16 protein-coding genes and 1 tRNA gene are annotated in these 19,595 nt (G+C 59.4%); 6 read left to right on the top strand and 11 right to left on the bottom strand.

Features of this window, described 5'->3' with window-relative positions:
* The first annotated feature begins 162 nt into the window (after window positions 1-162).
* Complete coding sequence (locus HQ945_RS03180) at window positions 163-1,002, top strand: hypothetical protein (RefSeq protein ID WP_174207649.1); 840 nt, start codon at window positions 163-165, stop codon at window positions 1,000-1,002.
* Window positions 1,003-1,039: 37 nt separating this feature from the next.
* Here HQ945_RS03180 and HQ945_RS03175 read toward each other — a convergent pair.
* Window positions 1,040-1,116 (bottom strand) — tRNA-Pro (locus HQ945_RS03175).
* A 190-nt stretch (window positions 1,117-1,306) separates the two neighbouring features.
* On the opposite strand from HQ945_RS03175, the gene HQ945_RS03170 reads away from it, so the two are divergent.
* On the top strand, window positions 1,307-3,550 hold the full coding sequence (locus HQ945_RS03170; RefSeq protein WP_246272477.1) for an AGE family epimerase/isomerase: 2,244 nt from the start codon (window positions 1,307-1,309) through the stop codon (window positions 3,548-3,550).
* 15 nt (window positions 3,551-3,565) lie between these two features.
* On the opposite strand, the gene betB is transcribed toward HQ945_RS03170, so the two are convergent.
* From betB to betI, 4 genes are read right to left on the bottom strand one after another with little or no spacing between them, the layout of a single operon-like run.
* Complete coding sequence (betB, locus tag HQ945_RS03165; RefSeq protein ID WP_113282064.1) at window positions 3,566-5,029, bottom strand: betaine-aldehyde dehydrogenase; 1,464 nt, start codon at window positions 5,027-5,029, stop codon at window positions 3,566-3,568.
* Between the two features lie 31 nt (window positions 5,030-5,060).
* Window positions 5,061-6,710 (bottom strand): choline dehydrogenase, encoded by a 1,650-nt coding sequence (gene betA / locus HQ945_RS03160; RefSeq protein WP_113282063.1) that lies wholly within the window; start codon window positions 6,708-6,710, stop codon window positions 5,061-5,063.
* Window positions 6,711-6,718: 8 nt separating this feature from the next.
* Entirely contained in the window at window positions 6,719-8,245 is a 1,527-nt protein-coding gene (gene betC, locus HQ945_RS03155; RefSeq protein ID WP_174207648.1) for a choline-sulfatase, read from the bottom strand.
* Window positions 8,242-8,835 carry a transcriptional regulator BetI gene (gene betI / locus HQ945_RS03150; protein ID WP_174207647.1) on the bottom strand — a complete coding sequence of 198 codons (594 nt, stop codon included), beginning with the start codon at window positions 8,833-8,835 and terminating at the stop codon, window positions 8,242-8,244. The genes betC and betI overlap by 4 nt, the downstream gene beginning before the upstream one ends.
* A 197-nt stretch (window positions 8,836-9,032) precedes the next feature.
* Between betI and HQ945_RS03145 the strand changes: the two genes are divergently transcribed.
* Together HQ945_RS03145 and HQ945_RS03140 are read left to right on the top strand one after the other, a co-directional pair.
* Window positions 9,033-10,199: an acetyl-CoA acetyltransferase gene (locus tag HQ945_RS03145; protein ID WP_174207646.1), complete on the top strand. Its 1,167-nt coding sequence runs from the start codon at window positions 9,033-9,035 to the stop codon at window positions 10,197-10,199.
* Window positions 10,200-10,364: 165 nt separating this feature from the next.
* Window positions 10,365-11,384: an asparaginase gene (locus HQ945_RS03140; RefSeq protein ID WP_174207645.1), complete on the top strand. Its 1,020-nt coding sequence runs from the start codon at window positions 10,365-10,367 to the stop codon at window positions 11,382-11,384.
* Here the strand turns inward: HQ945_RS03140 and HQ945_RS03135 are convergent.
* The gene (locus HQ945_RS03135) at window positions 11,377-12,720 is read right to left on the bottom strand and encodes a TIGR03808 family TAT-translocated repetitive protein (RefSeq protein ID WP_174207644.1); all 1,344 of its coding nucleotides are present in this window, start codon (window positions 12,718-12,720) and stop codon (window positions 11,377-11,379) included. The two genes, HQ945_RS03140 and HQ945_RS03135, sit on opposite strands and share 8 nt — an antisense overlap.
* Window positions 12,721-12,817: 97 nt before the next feature.
* Here HQ945_RS03135 and HQ945_RS03130 point away from each other — a divergent pair, with 97 nt between their 5' ends.
* Window positions 12,818-13,291, top strand: a complete 474-nt coding sequence (locus HQ945_RS03130; RefSeq protein ID WP_027230001.1) for a GreA/GreB family elongation factor — start codon at window positions 12,818-12,820, stop codon at window positions 13,289-13,291.
* A gap of 52 nt (window positions 13,292-13,343) precedes the next feature.
* Here HQ945_RS03130 and HQ945_RS03125 read toward each other — a convergent pair whose 3' ends face one another.
* The 5 genes from HQ945_RS03125 to HQ945_RS03105 all read right to left on the bottom strand — a co-directional run bounded on the left by HQ945_RS03125 (window position 13,344) and on the right by HQ945_RS03105 (window position 18,598).
* Window positions 13,344-13,724, bottom strand: coding sequence for a type II toxin-antitoxin system death-on-curing family toxin (locus tag HQ945_RS03125; RefSeq protein ID WP_113282055.1), 381 nt, complete (start codon window positions 13,722-13,724; stop codon window positions 13,344-13,346).
* Entirely contained in the window at window positions 13,721-13,951 is a 231-nt protein-coding gene (locus HQ945_RS03120) for an AbrB/MazE/SpoVT family DNA-binding domain-containing protein (RefSeq protein ID WP_027229999.1), read from the bottom strand. Before HQ945_RS03120 ends, HQ945_RS03125 begins: the two co-directional genes overlap by 4 nt.
* Before the next feature lie 76 nt (window positions 13,952-14,027).
* Complete coding sequence (locus HQ945_RS03115; protein ID WP_113282054.1) at window positions 14,028-15,020, bottom strand: magnesium transporter CorA family protein; 993 nt, start codon at window positions 15,018-15,020, stop codon at window positions 14,028-14,030.
* Window position 15,021: 1 nt separating this feature from the next.
* Window positions 15,022-17,154: a methylmalonyl-CoA mutase gene (scpA, locus tag HQ945_RS03110; protein WP_174207643.1), complete on the bottom strand. Its 2,133-nt coding sequence runs from the start codon at window positions 17,152-17,154 to the stop codon at window positions 15,022-15,024.
* Between the two features lies 1 nt (window position 17,155).
* Entirely contained in the window at window positions 17,156-18,598 is a 1,443-nt protein-coding gene (locus HQ945_RS03105) for a methylmalonyl-CoA mutase subunit beta (protein ID WP_113282052.1), read from the bottom strand.
* Between the two features lie 211 nt (window positions 18,599-18,809).
* Between HQ945_RS03105 and HQ945_RS03100 the strand changes: the two genes are divergently transcribed.
* A complete protein-coding gene (locus tag HQ945_RS03100; protein WP_113282051.1) occupies window positions 18,810-19,574 on the top strand; it encodes an SDR family oxidoreductase in 765 nt (254 codons plus the stop codon).
* The last annotated feature ends 21 nt before the right edge of the window (window positions 19,575-19,595 follow it).

Genomic DNA, 19,595 nt, shown 5'->3' with positions numbered 1-19,595 from the left:
AATGGATTTACACCACTGTGGGCTAACCTCATGGGGTTAAAGACGATGGTCAGAATCCATCTTCGCTTGAAGCGCGTGTTTTCACTACAATCTTATACGCGTACAAGTTGCCTAAACTCGATAGCCCAGTATAAACGTTTTCTGGCCCTGAGAGAACGCAAGATGCTGATCGAGAAAAGTTGCTACGTTCATGTTGGATTGCATAAAACGGGAACTACGGCGCTCCAAAACTTCTTGCAGCTTCAGCAATCGGCCATCGAAGCCGCAGGATTTCTTTATCCTCGCGCTTGCCGCGCGATGAGTGGTCATCATCTGGCCGCATGGGTCTTTATGAATGATCCCCGTGCGGTGGGTACGGCCTCTCGACCGGCCGATCTCGTCGCTGAAATGCTGGATACGCCGCTTCGAAATATCCTGCTGTCGAGTGAAGACTTCGAAGGCTGTCTCGTAGAGAATGATGGTTTTTACGATTTTCTTGACGATCTTCAGTGGCTTGCGATTAAGCCCAAGATCGTAATCTATCTGCGTAGGCCGGCTGACTACGCCGAAAGTCTTTATCTGGAATTGCTAAAGCACGGGTTCCGGCGGAGTTTTTCCGAATATCTTGAAGAGATACTCGACCTAGGGTTTCTTCAATATGAGTCTTGGATATTTTGGTTCGATTACGAGCGAGTGAGCGACGGCCTCTCAAAGAAGCAAATCGAGACGATTATTCGGCCATATCCCTTGAATGATACGATTGACGATTTTTGCAGAACCGTAGGGTTGTCCATTCCCGGAGTTCCTGCTGTTCAAAACGCCAATGTCCGCGAGGATGTTGGAACGGCATACAAGCGCTTCGCTGATGGAGCAGAACTCGATCGGCAAATCGACGTCTTGGCCATGAGCCCCGTAAACCAAGCCCGTTTCGATCGGCGTTTTGTTTTTGCGCCGACACGAATGAAGACAACGCCTCAAGCGAAGGCCGCTGTATATCTTGAGGATATTTTCAAGCGTTGCTGACTAAAAAGCGTATTGCCGTGGCTTGGCCTGATTCAACTGGTCGGAGTGAGAGGATTCGAACCTCCGACCCCCTGCTCCCGAAGCAGGTGCGCTACCAGGCTGCGCTACACTCCGTAACCAGTGACGCGCGGTATATACCGTCCGGTCTCGGTACCTGCAAGTCGTTTCTATCCACTTTTTGATAATGCTCTGGAAACCTTTTTCCGAGCGTCCTACGCCTTATTTTCCTCTGTGATCGCCCTCCAAACTCCTGTATCGATTGGCATCAAGTCTTCAATACTTAGAAAGTGCGGGGCTGCATTCGATGGCGGCGGAAAAGCAGAAGATCATCAGCTTCGTCATGAGCGGCGGTGTTGGTTCGCGGCTATGGCCGCTGTCGCGCGAGGATTTTCCGAAGCAGTTCCACAATCTTTCCGGTCAAGGTTCGATGTTGTTACGAACGGTCCGGCGCATGAGCGCGCGGGCAGACGACACGGCTGTACCTGTCTATCTTCTCGCCTCGGAACGACACGCCGCGCGCATCCAGCATGATCTTGCCGGCGTCGACCTCGCGGGTGGGCGGCCGATCCTCGAGCCGATGGGCCGCAACACTGCCTCGGCCGTGGTGCTTGCCACCGAAGTGACCTTGCGGGAGCATGGCGACGACCTTGTGCTCGTCGTGCCTTCCGACCATGAGATCACCACCGATCGCGATTTCTGGAACACCGTTGAAGCCGGCGTTGCCGCGGCAAAGGCCGGGCGGATCGTTGTCTTTGGCATCAAGCCGGACCGTCCCGAGACCGGCTTCGGCTATATCGAGGTCGGGGCGACGGGCGAGGGCACGCGCGATGTCGTGCGCTTTGTCGAAAAGCCGAACGAAGCCAAGGCCAAGGACTATCTGGAATCGGGCAATTTTTTGTGGAATGCCGGCATTTTTCTTTTCCGTGCCAGCGCCATGCGCGCAGCCTTCAAAACGCACGCTGCGGAAATATGGGACAAGGCCGTCGCCGCACTCGACGCTGCCGACACCAATGTTTCCGGCACCTATCTTCCCTATGAGCTTTATGCCGAAGTGCCCTCGATTTCCGTCGACTACGCCATCATGGAACGGGCTTCGGGTATCGCGCTCGTCCCGGCGACCTTCCGCTGGAACGACCTCGGCTCCTGGCAGTCGCTGCTCGATGTAGGTTCGGTCGACGCCAACGGCAACGTCATAGTTGGCGATGTCGTCGCCATCGACTGCGAGCACAGCTATCTGCGCAGCGAAGGCGGGCTGCTTTCTGTCGTAGGCCTGCGCGACACCGCTGTTGTAGCGACGGCGGATGCAACCTTCGTCGCCCCGGTCAGCGAAAGCCAGAACGTGCGCAAGATCGTCGAGCAACTGGAAAAGTCGGGACGGCTCGAAACCAAGTTCACCCCTTCGCAAGACAGGCTCCCGCAGGTCGGCGCCTATGCCAACCGCGTGCGCCACTGGCTGTTCAGTGAGACGCTGCCGCTGTGGTCGACCGTCGGCGTTGATGAGCGTTTCGGCGGATTTCACGAGGCGCTGTCCTTCGAGTCGACGCCGGTTGCCAAGCCGAAACGCATGCGCACCATCGGCAGGCAGATCTATGCCTTTGCCGTCGCCCACGAAATGGGCTGGGACGGCCCGGCAGCGGCGCTGATCGATCACGGGATCGATTTTATCACCAGGAACGGCCGTACCGACCGCGGCGGCTGGGTCAAGACCTTCAACCCAGACGGCAGCGTGCTCGACGCCACGGAAGATGCTTATGACCAGTCCTTCGTCCTGCTGGCGCTTGCCCATGCGCATAAGGCTGGCCATTCGGGAGCGCTCGCGCTCGGCACCGAAACATTTGCCTTCATCGACGAGTATCTCGCCGATGCGCGCCTGACCGGCTTTCTGGAAACCCCGGACGGCAAGGGCCTGCGCCGCTCCAACCCGCACATGCACCTGCTCGAAGCGTTTCTGGCCTGGTATAACGCCACCGGCAATCGCGACTATCTGCAACGGGCGGCGCGCATCGTCGATCTTTTCCGCCACCACATGTTCGATGCGGAAACTTGGACGCTGGGCGAGTACTTTACCAATGATTGGGAGCGGGCGCCCGGCGAGGAAGGCGAGTGGACCGAACCCGGCCATCACTTCGAATGGGCTTCGTTGCTCGTCAATTTCGCCGCCGCATCCGGGCAAAAGGATCTCGTCCGCTTTGCGCGCAAGCTCTATTCCTCGGCCATTGCCAACGGCCTCAACCGGGCGACGGGCCTTGCCTATGGCGCCGTGTCGCGCCATGGCCTGCCGCTCGACACCAATTCACGCAGTTGGCCGCAGACTGAAGCCGTTAAGGCGGCTATCGCGCTTGACGGCAATGGCGGCCCGAATTTGAAGCCGGAGATCGAGGCGCGTGTGGGCCGGCTGTTTCGCTGGCACATCGAACCGGCGCCGAGGGGGCTGTGGATCGATCTCATCGACGAGACCGGCCGCGCCAAGGCGGAAGACGTTCCCGCCTCGATCTTCTATCACCTCGTCTGCGCGCTCACGCAATACGTGGATTATGTCGGCAAGTAACGGGCACTTGGTCGATCAGTAAGGGCTTTCGACCTTCCCTGTCTCCACATAGACCGATTTTATCTGGCTATAGTGGTAAAGCGCGGCGAGGCCATTCTCACGCCCGACGCCAGACTGTTTGAACCCTCCGAAAGGCATTTCCACCGGCGCAAGATTGTACGTGTTGATCCAGCAGGTGCCGGCCTTCATCTGGCTGATGACCCGATGCGCTCGCGCAAGATCCTGCGTGAACACGCCAGCCGACAGTCCAAATTCCGTGTCGTTGGCGCGCTCGATGACCTCGTCCTCGTCCTTGAAATCGAGAACGGCCATGACCGGCCCGAATATCTCCTCACGGGCAATGATCATATTGTCGGTCACATTGGTAAAGATGGTCGGCTCGACGAAGCAGCCGCCTTCAAATCCCTGCATCTGCGGTACGCCGCCGCCGTAATGGAGAGTCGCCCCCTCTTCCTTGCCCTTCTCGATGTAGGACACGACCTTGTCGCGCTGCGCCGCGTTGACGAGCGGTCCAAGGTGGATGTCAGGGTCGAGCGGGTCGCCGAGGCGGATGGCTTTCGTGCGGGTCGTCAGGCGCTCCAGGAAGCGATCCTTGATACCACCCTGGACGAAAACACGTGTACCGTTGGAGCAGACCTGGCCGGTCGAATAGAAATTGCCGAGAAGCGCACCGCCGACCGCATTCTCCACGTCGGCATCGTCAAAGATGATGAGCGGGGACTTGCCGCCGAGTTCCATTGTCGCATGCTTCATGTGCGAGCCCGCCTGGGCAAGGACCCGCTTGCCGGTCGGCACGGAGCCGGTCAACGATACCTTGGCGACGAGCGGATGGTCGACGAGCTGGGAGCCGACATCGCCAAAACCCTGGACAACGTTGAACAAGCCGTCAGGCAGGCCGGCTTCCTTGTAGATTTCCGCGAGCGCCAGAGCAGAAAGCGGCGTGTTTTCCGAAGGCTTGAAGATCATGGCATTGCCCGCTGCGAGAGCCGGTGCCGATTTCCAGCCGGCGCCCTGGATCGGATAGTTCCAGGCGCCGATGCCGACGCAGACGCCGAGAGCTTCGCGCCTCGTATAGGCGTAGGAGCCGCCAAGCTCGATCATCTCGCCATTAAACCCGGCAATGATGCCGCCGTAGAATTCGAGTGCATCGGCGGCCGAGGCTGGATCGGCGACGAGCGTTTCCTGAATGGCCTTACCGGTATCGAGCGTTTCAAGTTCAGCGATCTCGGCATTGCGGGCGCGCAGGATATCGGCGGCGCGGCGCAGGATGCGGCCACGCTCTACCGGTTTCAGCGCCGCCCAGGCGGGTTGCGCCGCGGCTGCCGCCTGAACCGCCTCGTCGATGAGGGCAGGCGTTGCGCCGAAAAGCCTGGCGATGGTCTCGCCGGTAGCCGGGTAGATCACATCAAGCGGCTTGCCCGCCTTGTCCTCGACAAACCGGCCGTTGATGAAATGCGATGCCTTCGGCTGCGCGCGCATGGGTGCTCTCCTTTGAATGCGTATGGATACCTTACCGGTCACTCACCTGCCAGCGCGGATTGATCCAGGGCTCCTGGTTGGAACGCGGCAGTGGATCGCGACCGAGAATATGGTCCGAAGCCTTTTCGCCGGTCATGATCGATGGACCGTTGAGATTGCCGTTGGTCACGCGCGGAAAAATCGACGAATCGGCAACGCGAAGTCCCTCCACCCCGATGACACGACATTGCGGATCGACCACGGCGGTCGGGTCACTGGTCGCGCCCATCTTGCAGGTACCGCAGGGATGAAAGGCGCTCTCGGCATGTTCGCGCAGGAAATCGTCGATTTCATCATCCGATTGCACGTGCGAGCCCGGGGAAATTTCGCGGCCGCGATAAGGGGTAAGTGCGGACTGGCCGAAAATCTCGCGGGTCAGGCGCACGGCATGGCGGAAGTCGCTCCAGTCGTCCGGATGCGACATGTAGTTGAAGACGATCTTCGGCTTTTCGAACGGATCCGATGAGGCCAGCGTTACGCTGCCGCGCGACTTCGAGCGCATTGGTCCGACGTGGGCCTGGAAGCCATGGCCCTTGGCAGCCGCCTTGCCGTCGTAGCGGATCGCGGCGGGCAGGAAATGGTACTGGATGTCCGGATAATCGATACCGGGTTTCGACCGCACGAAGGCTGCGGATTCGAAATGGTTTGTGGCACCATGCCCGCTTTTGAAGAACAGCCACTCGGCCCCGATCATCGCCTTGGAAACAAGCCCGAGTTTGGAATTGAGCGTTATCGGCTTGAGGCTTTCCTGCTGAATATAGACTTCGAGGTGGTCCTGCAGGTTCTGGCCGACACCTGCCCGATCAGCGACAACATCGATGCCGTGCGCCTTGAGGTGCGCGGCCGGACCGATGCCGGACAGCATGAGCAGCTTGGGGGAGTTGATGGAAGAGGCGGCAATGATCACTTCGCGCCGCGCCCGGACAATTTCGGTTTTGCCGCGCCGCGCTATCTCGACGCCGGTCGCGCGCTGATTCTCGATGATCACACGGCGCGCGAACCCATTGACGAGGCTGACATTCTGGCGCTTGAGGGCAGGGCGCAGATAGGCGTTCGCCGTCGACCAGCGCCGCCCCTTGTAGATGGTCTGCTCCATCGCTCCGAAGCCTTCCTGCTTCGAGCCGTTATAGTCGTCGGTGACTTCGAAGCCTGCTTCCTTGCCTGCCTCGACGAAGGCGTGAAACAGGGGATTGTCGCGGCGCCCGCGCTGCACGTTGAGCGGGCCGTCCGTGCCGCGCCATCCCGCCTCGCCGCCATGCGAATTTTCCATCCGCTTGAAATAGGGCAGCACATCGGCATAGGACCAGCCGGCGGCGCCGGTCTCGGCCCAGTGATCGAAGTCGTGGGCGTGGCCGCGCACATAGACCATACCGTTGATCGACGACGATCCACCGATGACCTTGCCACGCGGCGTGACCAGCCTGCGACCGCCGAGGTGCGGCTCGGGTTCGGAGCTGAAACCCCAATCATAGGTGCTCATGTTCATCGGGAAGGAAAGCGCGGCCGGCATCTGGATGAAGGGCCCGATATCGGTGCCGCCATATTCGATGACAATCACCGAATGCTTGCCGTCTTCCGACAGGCGGTAGGCCATGGCGGAGCCGGCGGAACCCGAACCGATAATGACGAAATCTGCTTCCATGCCCGGTCTCACTCGCCACGCGGATAGCGGGCATTCTCTTCCAGAACGTTCAAATCCATATGATTGCGCATGTAGCGCTCGGAGGCTTTTTGCAGCGGCTGATAGTCCCAGGGGTAGTACGAACCGTTGCGCAATGCTTCGTAGACCACCCAGCGCCGCGCCTGACTCTCGCGCACTGCTGCATCGAAGGCGGCCATATCCCAGCGCGCACGAGCCTTTTCCGTGAAATCCGCGACTGCCCCCGCGTGACCGGGATCGCCCGCAAGATTGTTGAGTTCGTGCGGATCCGATTCAAGATCAAAGAGTTGCGGCGGGTCGATCTCGCAGTGCACGAACTTGTATTTACCGTCGCGCAGCGCAACGAGCGGTGCATTGGAGCCTTCAGCCGCATATTCCAAAAGCACGGGTGATTTGCGCGCCACATCGCCGCGCATGAGCGGGCCAAGGTCCTCACCATCGGTCCATGGCAGTACTTCGGCAATATCCACACCGCCAAGTGCTGCCAGTGTCGGCGTGATATCCAGCGTCGATACGGGCGCCTCGACAAGCTGCGCGTCGATGCCCTTGCCAGCGATCATGAGCGGCACGCGTGCCGAGCCTTCGAAGAAGTTCATCTTGAACCACAGGCCGCGCTCGCCGAGCATGTCGCCGTGATCCGAGGTGAAGACGATGATCGTATCGTCAAGCATCCGGGTCGTCTGAAGAACATCGAGAATCTCGCCGACCTTGTCATCGATATAGGAAATGTTGGCGAGGTAGCCCTGGCGCGCCTTGCGTACCTGATCGGCCGTAATGTCGAAGGCCTCGTAGTCGCAGGCCTTGAGCAGACGCTGCGAATGCGGATCCTGATCGGCAAAACCAATCTCGTCGACAGCGGGGTCGAGGGCTTCCGAACCTTCGTAGAGATCCCAATATTTGCGGCGGGCGACATAGGGGTCGTGCGGATGCGTGAAGGAAACGGTCAGGCACCAGGGGCGCCGTGCATGATCATCGGCTTCGCGCGAAAGCTGGTAGAGCTTCTGCCGGGCGTGAAACGCAACCTCGTCGTCATATTCCATCTGGTTGGTGATCTCGGCAACGCCGGCGCCGGTCACCGATCCGAGATTGTGATACCACCAGTCGATCCGCTCGCCGGGCTTGCGATAGTCAGGCGTCCAGCCGAAATCGGCAGGATAAATATCGGTTGTCAGCCGCTCTTCGAAACCGTGGAGTTGGTCCGGTCCAACAAAATGCATCTTTCCGGAAAGGCCGGTGTAGTAGCCGGCACGGCGCAAATGATGCGCGTAGGTCGGAATGTCCGAAGCGAATTCGGCAGCGTTGTCGTAAACCCGCGTGCGCGAAGGCAATTGGCCCGACATAAGCGATGCCCGCGCCGGGGCGCAGAGCGGCGAGGCCGTATAGGTTTTTGCAAATCGGGCTGAACGCTTGGCAAGCGCCTTCAGATGCGGCGCGTGGATGAAAGGCGCCGGGCCATCCGGAAAAAGCGTGCCGTTCAATTGATCGACGACGATGATGAGAATGTTGGGCCTTGTCATTGCAGTGCTCCGGCGGCTGCGAGTTTGATATTCACGTAGTCTTCGACGAGGGCGATAGCCGACGCCGCCTCATGTGCGCCATTGCGCAGCGCATGGCGGATATAGAGGCCGTCGATCATTGCGCCTGCCCCTTCGGCGATCTGCGCTGCCGCCGCCCGATCGGTCATTTGTCCGAGCGCATAGGCCAGGTTCGAATGGGTGCGCCTCGCATAGATGCGCAGGAGACGGCGCGTTTCATCGGATTTTTGTGCATGGACATAGAATGTCAGCCACGCTGCCACCGTCTCCGGCGCGAATTGCGAGGCCGAAAAGTTGACTGCGATGACCGCCGCAACGCGCTCAGCGGCTGTTGGCGCTTTGTGCAGCGCATTGCGGAGATCGTTGCCGAGTTCCTTCAGGAGATGCCGCATGGTTGCCAGGATCAACTGTTCCTTGCCGCCGAAATAGTGATGCGCCAGCGCCGCCGAAACACCGGCTTCGTGGGCGATCTCCGCAACAGTCACATCAAGCGAGCCGCGTTGGCCGATGGTGCGGATCGCAGCATCGATCAACTCGCGTTTACGCAACGGTTCCATTCCTAATTTCGGCATTGCCCGGCATCCTGTTTCCCGCAAATCTATTCTTGATTGACTGGTCAATCAATAAAAATCTCTGCGCCGGTGTGTGGAAAGGAGTAGGATTAAGAGCACGAGTTTGGGCGGTCTTGTTCGCCACGACGGGCATGCACCTTGAACAAAAGTCTGATCGTGGTTAGGTCAATGGCCATGACATTTGTGGAGGAAACAAGATGACAGCCTGCATCGTCGGATGGGCGCATTTGCCGTTTGGAAAACTCGAGGGTGAAACGGTCGAAAGCCTGATCGTCAAGGCCGCGATCGGAGCGCTCGAACATGCGGGGATCGGTCCCGAGGATGTCGACGAGATCGTGCTCGGGCATTTCAACGCGGGGTTCTCGCCGCAGGATTTCACGGCCAGCCTCGTCCTCCAAGCCAGCGATGCGCTGCGTTTCAAGCCCGCGACCCGCGTGGAGAATGCCTGCGCCACGGGTTCGGCGGCGGTTCATCAGGGGATCAAGACCATTCGGGCGGGCGCGGCCAAGGTTGTACTCGTCGTCGGCGTCGAGAAAATGACCTCTACACCTGGCCCGGAGATCGGCAAGAATCTGCTGAAAGCATCTTACCTTCCCGAGGAAGGCGATATTCCGGCGGGTTTTGCCGGCGTTTTCGGCCAGATCGCCGCCGCCTATTTCCAGAAATATGGCGACCAGTCCGATGCGCTGGCCATGATCGCCGCGAAGAATCACAAGAACGGCGTCGGCAATCCCTATGCGCAGATGCGCAAGGATCTCGGCTATGAATTCTGCCGGCAGGAGAGCGAAAAGAACCCATTCGTGGCCGGCCCGCTCAAGCGCACCGATTGTTCCCTCGTCTCCGACGGCGCTGCGGCGCTTATCCTAACCGATACAGAAACCGCGCTCAAAATGAAGCGCGCCGTCGCATTCCGTGCCGCCCAGCATGTTCAGGATTTCCTGCCCATCTCGAAGCGTGACATCCTCTCATTTGAAGGATGCGCATTAGGGTGGAAGCGCGCCTTGGCGCAGGCCGGGGTTACAATCGACGATCTCTCCTTCGTCGAGACTCATGACTGCTTCACGATTGCCGAACTTATCGAATATGAGGCGATGGGTCTGGCGAAACCGGGCGAGGGCGCCAAGGTCGCGCTCGAGGGCCAGACCGCCATGGATGGTCGCCTTCCGGTCAATCCGTCAGGGGGACTCAAGGCGAAGGGGCATCCGATTGGTGCAAGTGGGGTGTCGATGCACGTTTTGTCGGCGATGCAGCTTACCGGTGAGGCAGGCGGCATCCAGGTCCCCGGCGCAAAGCTTGGCGGCATCTTCAACATGGGCGGCGCGGCGGTCGCCAACTACGTTTCCGTTCTCGAACGGATCAAATAGGTTCGGCCACAGGTTGAATCGGCTTGAAGGCGCTGATTCAACCTTTCAGCTTCGCGCGCCAACCCCATGAAATGATTCCGATTGGCCGAGCTTGGTATCAATGGCGGGACGGCCTATAAATCGGCGAGGCGCAAGATTTTCGACCCAATTGAAAGATGATCTCCCATGACTAATCCGGTTCTCGTTGAGGTTTTCCGCGGTGAAACGGTCGAAAGCCGTCATCGCGGCTCGGTGGTTGTTACCGATGGCGACGGCAAAATCGTCTATTCGCTCGGAGATATCGAGCGCCCGACATTTCCGCGCTCTGCGATCAAGGCGATCCAGGCGCTGCCGCTTGTCGAAAGCGGCGCAGCCGATGCTTATGGTTTCGGCAATGAGGAGCTTGCTATGGCATGCGCATCGCATTCCGGCGAGCCCCAGCATGTGAGCCGGGCAGCCGACATGTTGGCACGAGCCGGCCTTGATGTTTCGGCGCTCGAATGCGGCGCCCATTGGCCGACACAGCAGCCGGTACTCATTGCGCTGGCCAAGAGCGGGCAGGAGCCGACGGCGCTCCACAACAATTGCTCGGGCAAGCATGCGGGGTTTCTTTGCACCTGCCGGCACCTTGGCGTCGAGACGCGCGGCTACTCGGCGCTGGGCTCGCCTGAACAGGATATGGTGCGCGAAGCGATGGAAAGCGTTACCGGCGCTCCCCACACGCTGGACTATTGCGGCACCGACGGCTGCTCCATACCGACCTATGCTATTCCCCTCAAGAACCTTGCGCATGGCTTTGCGCGCATGGCGACGGGGACCGACCTTGCGCCAGCGCGCGCGAAGGCGGCGCGGCGCTTGATGGACGCGGCGATGGCTGCTCCCTTCTATGTGGCCGGCACACACCGCGCCTGCACCGAACTCATGGAAATGGCTCCCGGCCGGCTATTCGTGAAGACGGGCGCCGAGGGTGTCTTTGTCGGAGCCGTCCCCGAGCTTGGGCTCGGCATCGCCGTCAAGTGCGACGATGGCGCGACGCGCGCTGCCGAGGCAATGATTGCGACGGTCTTGGCGCGTATTTTCCGCAATGAAGCGGAGCTTGAGTCGAAGCTCGACAGGTTTGCCGATCGCGAAATGCGCAACTGGAACGGCATCACCTATGGGGTTATCAGCCCGACGGAAGAGCTGACCGAGGCGGGAATCAACTGACGATATTTCGCTCGACGACGAGGTTGGGATAGGCCGAGCCCTTCTGGGTAAGATCCTTTATCGCAACCTCTTCCCACTTGTGGCCGACAATCGCGCCTTTGGTTGCACCCTGAATGATATTGTCGGTGATGATGGCCGGTCCAACCCCATCGACGACCGTTACATAGATGCCTTCGCCGGAATTGCGGATGATGTTGCTGCTGGCAACGAGATTGCGCATGTAAGGTCCCCAACCGAGCTGGAGGCCGTATGTCGGTGCGCCCTCAACAAGATTTCCGGTAATGGTACTATCCGCTTCCGCCGAAATCCCGATGCCGAATGTGCCTGCATATGGGCCCTTCACCGACAGATTGCGTACGATATTGCCGGTGCAGGTACCGAGGCGCCCGCCATCGTCGAAGTTCACGATCGATATGCCATTGGCGGCGCCGTCGACGATATTGTTGGCGATGATGGCGCCCTCGAACGCAAACTCGGAGTAAATCGCCGTCTCGCCGCTGCCCGTGCAATTGTTGCCGGTGATCTGGATGTTTCCAGCGCTGTTGCCGCGCACGGCCGTGAAGGCGCAGTTGCTGACGACATTGTCTGCGACGATGACATTATCGGCCTTGTAGATATTGATGCCATTGCCGTTCTGGCCCGTTCCGCCGGAATCGGCCCGGATCTTTTGCACGCGATTGCCGCTGATGATGGTTCCGTCGCGGCCCTTGTCGTAACGATGAACAAGGATGCCGCCATTGCCGCAATCGCTGATCGTGTTGCGGGTGATCGCAAGGTCCGCAGAATTGGCGGCAAATATCGCGGCGTCGGCTACGCCCGAAATCCGGTTGCCGTCGATTGCGCCGCCCGATTGAAAGAGCGAAAGCCCGTTCTGCGCCGATCCAACGATTGTGCAATCGCGGATCAACAAGGTCCTGACATTGTTGGCCTCGATGAGCCCCTTCGCCTTGTCGCCGAGCTCTTTTCCGTTGCCGTCAAAAACGAGTCCGGTGAACTGGATCAGCTTGGAGTCGTTTGCCTGGACAAAGCCGCTTGTGCCCGCATAGACGATGCGGCTTTGGCCGGTCACGCCGAGAATATTGACATAGGACGGGCATAGGATGGCGGAAACGATATAGCTCCCGGCCGGGAGGAAAACCTGATTGCCTTTGGCGCTGGCGCTCTCGAGAAGCGCGTTGAATTTCGCCGTTTGATCCTGTGTCGATCCCGGTTGAAGACCGTAATCGACGGCGTTGAGCGGCTCAGACGCGTTGGATGCTGCTTGCGCAACCTGCTGGAAGTCGTGGTTGAAGGCGACCCCGGTCAGACCGGCGAGGACAAGTCGTCTGCTGATCATGATTGTTCCTTGGCGTTGCAGGCAGAATAGAGCGAGGGTCTGGATACATCAAAGGATTGCACTTGCTGTTGGGGCGGGCAATCCCTACTTTGGAGTAATGAGCAGTGCTTTTACCAAACAGGACGACAGCAATGCCTCGATTGATTTTGGCGAACGTCCGATCAGTCCGCATCGCAATCTCGTAACCGAACGCGGGCTCGCCATGATCGATGCCGAGATCGCCGCGCTGCACGAGGAATTGGCCAAGGGCAACGCGGAGGCGGATCGCGAGTTGATCGCCCGGGCGTCGCGCGACCTGCGCTATTGGACGGCGCGCCGCGAAACGGCCGAAGTCTCGCATCCCGATCCGAAGAGTGATGTTGTGCGTTTCGGCATGAGCGTAACCATCGCCGATGATGCGGGAAAGACCCAGACCTGGCAGATTGTCGGTGAGGATGAGGTCGACGCCAGCCACGGCAAGATCTCGCACGTGGCGCCGATGGCGAAGGTGATGTTCGGAAAGTCAGTCGGCGATACGTTCGAGTTAAACGGTCACGAATGGGAAATCACGAAAATAGCCGTCTCGCCTTGAAGTTGAATCACAACTGAAGACAACTGAGCCAGCCGACTCAAATCATTGGACTTTAGATCGCTTCTATGTGGTCGCGGAAAAACATTGCCGCGCCGGTCTCGTCGATTTCGCCGGCGGCGACACTTAAAACCAGTTGGATGATGTCCTCAGCCGGTGCTTCGATGCTGAACCCATTAAAAACGAGAAAAAGATCGGCTGCCGCAAATCCGGTGCGTTTGTTGCCGTCGATGAACGGATGATTTTTGACGATGCCATAGAGATAGGCTGCGGCAAGCTCGCAAAGATCGGGGTCGCCGTAAGCTTCCTTCTGCAGCGGCCGATTTAGAGCTGATTCAAGCATTCCGACTTCGCGTACACCCGGAGCGCCGCCGTGCAGGCGCAGTTGCTCCGCGTGAAGCGACTCCACGAACTCGCGAGAATGGAACTCGATCATTTGGCGAGAGCGCGATAGGCGGTCTCGTACTTTTTCATACGCTCGCGTGCGATCTGCATTTTTTTCTCAAACGCTTCGGGATCATCGTGCAAAGCCCGAAGAGTAAGGCCATCGGCGTCTTCAGTCAGAACGAGTTGATCGCCTGCCTTGAGGTTGTGGCGGTCGAGAACGTCCTTTGGCAGGATCACGCCTTCGGAATTGCCGATCTTTCTTAACGTGACATTCATGGCTCAGCTCCAATGTTATAACAAAAATTATAACACAGAAAATCGCCAATCTTCAAGTAGACCTTCGTAGGGTGCGCTACAGCCAGCCCTTCTTGCGGAAGATCAGCAGCGGAACCACCGCCGAAGCAATCATAATGCAAAGGGCCATTGGATAGCCCCAGCGATAGTCGAGTTCCGGCATCAGATGGAAGTTCATGCCGTAGATCGAGGCGACAAGGGTGGGTGGCATGAAGGCAACGGCCGCGACCGAGAAAATCTTGATGATGGCGTTTTGTTCGATCGAGATCAGGCCGACCACGGTGTCGAGCAGGAACGTCACCTTGTTTGAAAGGAAGTCAACATAGGTGCTCAGCGATTGCGTGTCGCGCTCCAGGGACTTGATCCAGCCGCGCGTATCCTTCTTGTACGGCTCCTGGTTGGTGAAGGCAGTCATATAGACGAGAAGGCGGCTGACGCCCGTGATGCTTTCACGTACTTTCGAAAGGAACGCACCCGTTATGCCGATCTGGTTGAGGCTGTCCCTGAAATTCTTGGTGGTCATCGGCTTGTCGGTTTCCGAGCGCCGGAAGATTGCGTGCGAGTTCAGATCAATTCGGCCAGCAACGTCTTCGAGGATGTCGGCGAGACGATCGGTCACCGCTTCGATAAGACCGAGAAGGATGCTGACGCCCGTGCATTTGTTGTTGATTAAGCCGTTGCCGGGCTTCGTCGCGCGGCTGATATAGAGGTTGAACGATTTCGGCTCGGTATACCGTACCGTAACCAGGCGCTGACCCGTCAGGATGAAGGAAATCGGGCCGATGCCATGGCTGTTTTCGCCTGTGGAGTACAGGACTGGAGCTGTCAGATATTGCGCACCGTTCTCGGCGTAGAAGCGGCTCGATTCCTCGATCTCATGCATGTCGTCACGGGTCGGGATCGACGCCTTCATCCAGCTTTCGACGTGATGATCTTCCTCGTGCGTCGGGTTGAGGAGGTCAACCCAAACGGTGTTTGCCGGCAGTTCAGCGCCCGCAAGTGCGGCGCTCGCCATCAGGTAATCTTCTTCGAGCGTATAGACAAAGATCATGTCACAATGAATCCAGCAATTTATCGATCAACTTTTCGGCGGCCTCACCAATGACGGTGCCGGGCGGAAAGATCGCGGTCGCGCCGGCCTCGAGAACCGCGTTGAAATCCTGCGGCGGGATGACACCGCCGACGATGATCAGGATGGCATTGCGGCCGTGACGTTTCAAAGCTGCCTTGAGTTCCGGCACCAGGGTAAGGTGGCCTGCCGCAAGCGATGATACGCCGACGATGCGCACGTTGCTTTCAACGGCAAGATCGGCAACCTCCTCAGGTGTCTGGAACATGGCGCCAACGATGACCTCGAAGCCGAGATCGCCGAATGCAGTTGCGATGACCTTCTGGCCGCGGTCATGGCCGTCCTGACCCATCTTGGCAACGAGAATGCGCGGCTTCTCTCCGGTGCGCTTCTCGAAGGCGGCTGCCTTCGCCTGCACCCGGTCGACCGCATCGCTCTTGCCGATCTCCTTGCGATAGACGCCGGAGATCGTGTGAATCTCCGCCACGTGACGGCCGTAAGCCTTTTCGAGTGCCAGGGATATCTCGCCCACCGTCGCGCGGGCGCGCGCAGCCTTGATGGCAAAATCAAGGAGATTGCCGGTTCCAGCCTTCGCGGCGCTTGTCAGCGCGGAAAGTGCGGCGTCGACCGCAGCAACATCGCGCGTGCCCTTGAGTTGCTGGAGCTTGGCAAGCTGGCGAGCGCGGACCTCCGCATTATCGACCTTGAGGACGTCCACTTCGACGTCCTGCGTCGGGCGATAGGAATTGACACCGACGACGGGCTGCTGGCCGCTGTCGATCCGGGCCTGCGTGCGCGCCGCCGCAGCCTCAATGCGCATTTTCGGAATGCCTTTTTCGATTGCCTTCGCCATGCCGCCGAGCGCTTCGATTTCCTCGATATGCGCCAGGGCCCGCGCCGCAAGATCGTGCGTCAGGCGCTCGACATAGGCCGATCCACCCCAGGGATCGATGATCCGCGTGGTGCCGGATTCTTTTTGCAGGATCAGCTGCGTATTGCGTGCAATACGGGCCGAGTGATCGGTCGGCAAGGCCAGCGCTTCATCGAAGGAGTTGGTGTGCAACGACTGGGTGTGCCCCTGCGTTGACGCCATCGCCTCGATCATCGTGCGCATGATGTTATTGTGCGGATCCTGCGCGGTCAGCGACCACCCAGACGTCTGGGAATGGGTGCGCAGCGACAGGGAGCGCTCGTCCTTCGGATTGAAGTTCTTCTTCATCAGCGCCGCCCAGAGCAGGCGTGCCGCGCGCAGCTTGGCGACTTCCATGAAGAAGTTCATGCCGATCGCCCAGAAGAAGGAGAGGCGGGGCGCAAAACTGTCGATGTCCTGGCCAGCCGCAACACCGGCGCGGGCATATTCGATGCCATCGGCAATCGTATAGGCAAGTTCGAGATCGGCGGTCGCACCGGCCTCCTGCATATGATAGCCGGAGATCGAGATCGAGTTGAACTTCGGCATGTTCTCCGACGTGTAGGAGAAGATGTCGGAGACGATCCGCATCGATGGTTGCGGCGGATAAATATAGGTGTTGCGAACCATGAACTCCTTCAGAATGTCGTTCTGAATGGTTCCCGCCAGCTGCTTCTGCGCGACCCCCTGCTCCTCGGCCGCAACGATATAGAGCGCAAGGATCGGCAAGACGGCGCCGTTCATGGTCATCGAAACCGTCATCTCGCCGAGCGGGATGCCGTCGAACAATTGCTGCATGTCGAGAATGGAGTCGATAGCGACGCCGGCCATGCCGACATCGCCGGCAACGCGCGGATGGTCGCTGTCATAGCCGCGATGCGTTGCAAGGTCGAACGCAACGGACAAGCCCTTCTGGCCAGCACCAAGATTGCGCCGGTAGAATGCATTGGATTCTTCGGCCGTCGAGAAGCCCGCATATTGGCGAATCGTCCAGGGCTGCTGCACATACATGGTCGGGTAGGGCCCGCGAATAAAGGGCGCTGCGCCGGGATAGCTGTCGAGATGCGGAAGATTTTTCACGGCGGCGTCGCCATAGCTGCGCTTGACCTTGATCCCTTCAGGCGTCTTCCAACTTGACCTGTCGAGCCTGGATGGCAGCGGTTTCGGCTCTTGCCAATCGATGGTGGTGAAATCCGGAATTCTCATTTTACTCGGCGGCCTGGAAGGTTTCGTCTATGCGCGGAAAGCTCAGCGGTTCGCAATGTACAACGCCGTCGGTCGGCAGCGGCATGTGCGGTGCGTCGATTACCTGTACCGGCCTTTCCTTTTTCGGCGGAAAGATGGTGGTGCCGACGATGGCCCGTTTGCCCGTCGCATATTCGGCGGCGCGCCGGTTGCGGGCCTCAACGATGCGCGCCTGGAATTTGCCGTCGACGAGGCTTTGCAGAATACCGCCGTCGCACTCAAGCGCCTGGAACTCCTTCCATGCCGCCTTGCACAGCGCTTCGGTGAGCCCCTCGACAGCCCCGGACCCGCACCCGGGATCGGCGACGAAGGCGAGATTGCTTTCGTCGGCGAGAATAAGCTGCGTGTTACGGGCGAGGCGGCGGGCAAACGGATCAGGCAGGCCATGGGTGATCGTATGCGGCAGGATTGCGATCGAGTCGGCGCCGCCGACAGCGCCGGCGAAAGCGGCAATCGTCGTGCGCAGGATGTTGGTTTCCGGGTCGCGCTTCGTCATCATGCGCATGGAAGTTTCGGCATGGATCACAGCGGGAGCAGGGCGAACGCTGCCGCAGATCTGCTGGAGCCGCGCCCACAGTCGGCGCAACGCCCTGATCTTGGCGATAGACAGAAACTGGTCCTGGTCGAGCGAAAGCGCAAAACCGAGATGCGGCGCCGCATAGACGATGGGCTGGCGTGCTTCTTCAAACAGCCGGAAATGCCCGGCGGCGATCGACAGCATGGCGCCGAGTTCCTGCGCCTCCGTAGCGCCGGCGTTGTGATAGACGCGGCCATCGGCTTCGAGAACGATGCCGGGCAGGTCAGGCGAAAAGAAACCCGAGAGGGACTGCGGCAGCGATGCTTTCAACGCTGCAAGCGTCATGCGAAGCCGGCCCGTACCGGCAAGCGTCGCCGCCGGATCGATGCCGAGCGAAAAGCTCAGCGTCTTGGGGTTGACGTCGCGCGGGCGCATATAGTCGACGAACCAGTCGGCACAGGCGCGGCTGCGCGGGTGCACATCCATGCGCAGGTGGATCATGTCGAGATGAACGCCGTAGAGCACTTCGTCGACAGCCTCGCGGGTCGAGGGAAGGCCGTAGCCGAAGGCGTTCGGCGCGCCTTCGAAGACGAGTGCGATGCCGGTAGCGCCGTTCTCAAGATCCTCAAGCAGCTGTTTGTTGGCGCGCGCCGGATCCGGATCGTCGATGCGCTGGACGATACGCCACGGCTGCGCAGGGTTCTTGCGCGGCGTGAGCTGCGCCTTGCGCCGGCGCTCGTAAAGCGGCTCGATCTTGATGTTATCGTCGGTCCTGGATGTCAGGGATTCATCGAAATCGGCGCCTTTCAAGGCCTTTTGCGCAAGCTTGACCCATATATCCCGGTCAATTGCCGCAAATTCCGTTTCCATGATCAGTGACGAGTCCATGCTTACTCCCGGTCGGCGCATTTTTGTCGGCGACTTTAGGAGGACTCATGCTGCTTCGCAACAAAGCAAAGTGCCGTTTGGCCAACATATTGAGAAAGCGGGCTTTTTTGCCACGTTTGCTAAGTGTTGGACAACGCGCAGGTTTCGGGTGGCTGGCGCTGCGCGGTTGTGAAATTTCTGCATCAGGATCGAAAGCTGAAAGGCAGCGAAAATGGACAGACTTAAAGGCAAGACGGCACTCATCGTCGGTGCAAGTTCCGGGATAGGTCGTGTAACGGCGCTGCTATTTGCGAACGAGGGTGCAAACGTGGTCGTGACGGCACGGCGTCAAGATGAACTCGACGATCTTGTCGATGCCATCGAAAGCAACGGGGGCAGGGCGGCCGCACTTGCGGGAGATGTCACGGACGAAGAATTTGCTGCTGCGTCGGTGGCATTGGCGGAGAGCCGTTTCGGGGGGCTCGCCATCGCCTTCAACAACGCCGGGATAAACGGCGAAATGGGGCCGAGCGCCGCAATATCACTCGAAGGCTGGCGCAACGCACTCGATGTCAATCTGACGGGCGCTTTTCTGGGTGCAAAACATCAGATACCGGCTTTGCAGCGTCGCGGTGGTGGTTCACTGATATTTACGTCCACTTTCGTTGGCTACACGGCTGGAATGCCGGGCGCTGCTGCCTATGCAGCGAGCAAGGCGGGCATCATCGGCCTCATGAAAACGCTCGCGGCCGAGTTGGGGCCGAGCGGCATAAGAGTGAATGCGATCCTGCCGGGCGGTACTGCGACACGCTTGGCGGATGCCTGGACCGATACTCCCGAGAAGCGCGCATTCGTCGAGGGAATGCACGCGCTGAAGCGGATTGCGACCCCGGACGAGATTGCCCAGTCGGTGCTCTACCTCGCCTCGGATGAAGCAAGCTTCACGACAGGATCGGCCATGCTCGTGGATGGTGGTGTTTCGATCAATCGCACCTGAAAAAGGTAAAGCGCGCGCCAG

Origin of the sequence: Phyllobacterium pellucidum, assembly GCF_013327855.1 — a bacterium.
Taxonomy (GTDB): Bacteria; Pseudomonadota; Alphaproteobacteria; order Rhizobiales; family Rhizobiaceae; genus Phyllobacterium; species Phyllobacterium pellucidum.
Note: the sequence above shows the minus strand (reverse complement) of the source record. Positions and strands in the feature narration are given on the sequence as shown.